This is a genomic window from Streptomyces sp. NRRL WC-3549 (genome assembly GCF_000721935.1).
GTDB lineage: Bacteria > Actinomycetota > Actinomycetes > Streptomycetales > Streptomycetaceae > Streptomyces.
The window spans coordinates 42244-45207 of record NZ_KL585388.1; the positions used below are offsets into that span (position 1 = coordinate 42244).

Annotated in this window: 5 protein-coding genes; 2 read left to right on the plus strand and 3 right to left on the minus strand. The window is 72.0% G+C overall.

What is annotated here, in order from left to right:
* The first annotated feature begins 113 nt into the window (after nucleotides 1-113).
* Complete coding sequence (locus IH13_RS0106645) at nucleotides 114-644, plus strand: cupin domain-containing protein (protein WP_031081876.1); 531 nt, start codon at nucleotides 114-116, stop codon at nucleotides 642-644.
* Nucleotides 645-696: 52 nt separating this feature from the next.
* On the opposite strand, the gene IH13_RS44400 is transcribed toward IH13_RS0106645, so the two are convergent.
* From IH13_RS44400 to IH13_RS0106660, 3 genes are all read right to left on the minus strand, one after another.
* Nucleotides 697-837 (minus strand): hypothetical protein, encoded by a 141-nt coding sequence (locus IH13_RS44400; RefSeq protein ID WP_234433232.1) that lies wholly within the window; start codon nucleotides 835-837, stop codon nucleotides 697-699.
* Nucleotides 838-993: 156 nt separating this feature from the next.
* Nucleotides 994-1368, minus strand: a complete 375-nt coding sequence (locus tag IH13_RS0106655; protein ID WP_031081880.1) for a fluoride efflux transporter FluC — start codon at nucleotides 1366-1368, stop codon at nucleotides 994-996.
* A complete protein-coding gene (locus IH13_RS0106660; protein WP_031081882.1) occupies nucleotides 1368-1835 on the minus strand; it encodes a fluoride efflux transporter FluC in 468 nt (155 codons plus the stop codon). The genes IH13_RS0106655 and IH13_RS0106660 overlap by 1 nt, the downstream gene beginning before the upstream one ends.
* Before the next feature lie 196 nt (nucleotides 1836-2031).
* On the opposite strand from IH13_RS0106660, the gene IH13_RS0106665 reads away from it, so the two are divergent.
* A partial coding sequence (locus tag IH13_RS0106665) for an urea transporter (protein WP_031081884.1) occupies nucleotides 2032-2964 on the plus strand: 933 nt, incomplete at its 3' end.

A 2964-nucleotide genomic window follows, 5' to 3' on the forward strand; every position in this document is an offset into this window, starting at 1 on the left:
CGGGCCGGCGCGGGGCGGCGGGAGGAATCCGTCGCGTCAACCGTGACTGGCGCCCAACTCGCGCGTAGCTTGAGGGAGTTCAATGCTGCGACGGGTGAGGGAGTTGGGTGTCCATGTGGTTCGGTGGCACGACCGGGGCGAAAGAGCCGGAAGCGAAGCGGGGGACGGGGCCGGGGCGGATAGGTGGCAGGCTGCGGGGCGTCCTGCTCGTGGGCGCCTGTGTGGCGGCCCTCGGTCTGGTGCCGGCGGCGGCCGTCGCGACTCCGGGCAGTGGTGTGAGCGGCACCGTCGTCGCCCAGGGCACGTCCGAGGGCAAGCTGAAGGTGAAGACGCCGAAGGGCCGTACGGACGTGACCTTCCGGGAGGTCACCGTGCAGCCCGGCGGCTCCACCGGCTGGCACACCCACCGGGGGCAGCTGATAGCCGTCGTGAAGTCCGGGACGCTGACCCGGACCCTCGACGACTGTTCGGTCGAGGTGTCACCCGCGGGGACGTCCTTCATCGAGCCGTCAGGGGCCGAGCACCGGCACATCGGCCGCAACCTGGGCACCGACCCCGTGGTGCTGTGGGTGACCTATCTGCTCCCCCGGGGGAGCGAACTCTCCGACGACGCCGACGCGGTGGCCTGCCCGGCGGCGGGATGAGCCCCGGGGCGCCCGCCGCGCGACGGGCGCCCCGTACGCGCCGGGCAGCCCGTCAGAGGGCGGCCGTCTCCCCGTACGCCCCGAACCCGGAGACGATCAGCCCGTCCCGGAAGGCCGGCACCTCGTGCACCCGGCCGCCGATCTGGTCGCGGTGGTCGATCACCAGCGCCCCGACGCCCGCCCGCACGTCCATCACCTCGAACTCCAGCTCCGGGATCTCCTCCAGGCCGGCCGCCCAGTACGCCCGCAGCGCCGCCTTGCCGTGCGACGTCCCGGCCGGGTCGCCGGCGCCCGTCCCGAGGCCCGGAAGACCGCCTCGCCCCGGGGCCGGAAGGCCGCGCCCGCCCGGTCAGAAGACCGCGCCCGCCACCGCCGCCCCGGCGAACGAGAGCCCGAGCCCCGCCCCGACGCTGAGCACCAGGTACCCGCCGGCCACCGCCAGCCGCCGCGCGGAGGTGAGGGTCAGGAGCTCGTAGGAGAAGGTCGACCACGTCGACAGGGCCCCGCAGAACCCGGTGGCCAGCAGCAGGTGCAGCCGCGTCCCCAAGTCACCGTCCGTGAAGCCCTGGGCGACGAAGCCCAGCACCAGGCAGGAGGCCGCGTTGGCCGCGAGCGTGCCCCAGGGGAAGGAGCCGCCGAGCCGGTACTTGGCGTCCACTCCGAGCAGATAGCGCACCGGCGCTCCGACGAGCGCCCCGGCGAGCACGAGCAGCCAGTCGGTCATCACGCACCGTCCTGCGGGCGGTAGCCGCCCCGGAAGACCACGTGGGCGAGCAGGGCGCCCGCCGTCACTCCCGCCAGAGCCGCCACCACCGTCAGCAGGAGACTGCCCGTCGCGTAGCCCGGCCGGCCCGAGTCGATCAGCTGACGCACCCCGTCCGTGTAGTGCGAGAACGAGGTGAAGCCGCCGAGTACCCCGGTGCCCAGCAGAGGGCTGACGAGCCGGGGGCACGAGGGGAAACGCAGCTTGAGGGTCACCATGAGCGCCCCCATCAGAAAGCAGCCCACCGCGTTGACCAGCAGGATCGTCCAGGGAAAGTCCGTTTGGCCGGTGGGCCACAGAAGCTCGGCACCGTAGCGGGCCGCCGCTCCGGCCGCACCGCCGACCGCGACGGCCGCGACGACGGAGCGCTGGACGCCAGGGTGGTGGTCCGGGTGGGTGCGGGTGTGCAGGGCCATCTTCTGGGACATCCCGTCACCGTATGGGGCTGAATGTGACGCTTCACGGAGGGCGCGGTCGCTGCGGGCCGTTCAGCCCGAACGGCGCAGTAGAACGTCGTATGCCACCCCGAAGTGACGTCCCCTTGGAACAGCACCCCTCATACGCGCAGGTCTGTGAGCGGGCGGCTCCAGCTGCCCGCGCTCTTCCCGAAGGCTGGAGTCACCCGTGCCCGTCGCCGAACCGGACATCGTCGGAAGGCTGCAGAGGAAAGAGCCTTCGGGCTTCCTCCTGGCATCGGTCCGCGGAGTGGGCCAGGTGGATCTCCAGCCCGTCCTGTGGACGGGCGTCCTCATCCTCGCCGCGCTGTGGAGCGCCGGCTGGAAGATCGGCCTCTTCGCGACGCTGGGCACCGTGGTCTCCACGGCCACCGCCTACGCGCTGAAGGTGGACCGGTCGAACGTCGCGCTCGGCCTCCAGGGGTTCTCCGGCTGCCTCACCGGTATCGCACTGGTCACCTACCTGGACGCCCACCCTTCCACCTTCGTGCTGGCCGTCGTCGGCGCCGTCATGTGTACGGTCCTCACCGCCGCCCTGGCCACCTTCCTCACGCCGTACGGGCTGACCGGGCTCACCGCGCCCTTCTGCCTGATCTCCGGGGTCATGGTGCTCGGTGCGCCCTCCTTCTTCCGGGTCTGGCACGGCGGCCCGAAGCCCGCCGCCGACCCCACCTACGGGGACACCGGGTTCACCTGGGGCGACATCTGGCACGCCTTCTTCACCAACGTGTCGCAGATCTTCCTCGTGGACGAGTGGTACGTCGGACTCATCATGCTCATCGGCCTGGCCTGCGCCGGAGTGCGCGTCTTCCTGTTCGCGGCGGGCGGCAGCGTGGTGGGCATCGTGGCGGCCTGGGCACTGGGCGCCCCCACCGCACAGATCGCCAACGGCATCTACGGGTTCAACGCCGTGCTGGTCGGCATCGCCGTCGGTGCCGTCTTCCTCACCGCCACGGTCTGGAACGGCGTCTACGCCCTCGTCGCCGCGGCCGCATCCACCGGACTGACCGCCTCGCTGACCAGCCTCTTCACCACCTTCCACGGCCACACCTTCACCTGGCCCTTCCTCCTCACGACCTGGGCTTTCATGGCGGCGGGCCCC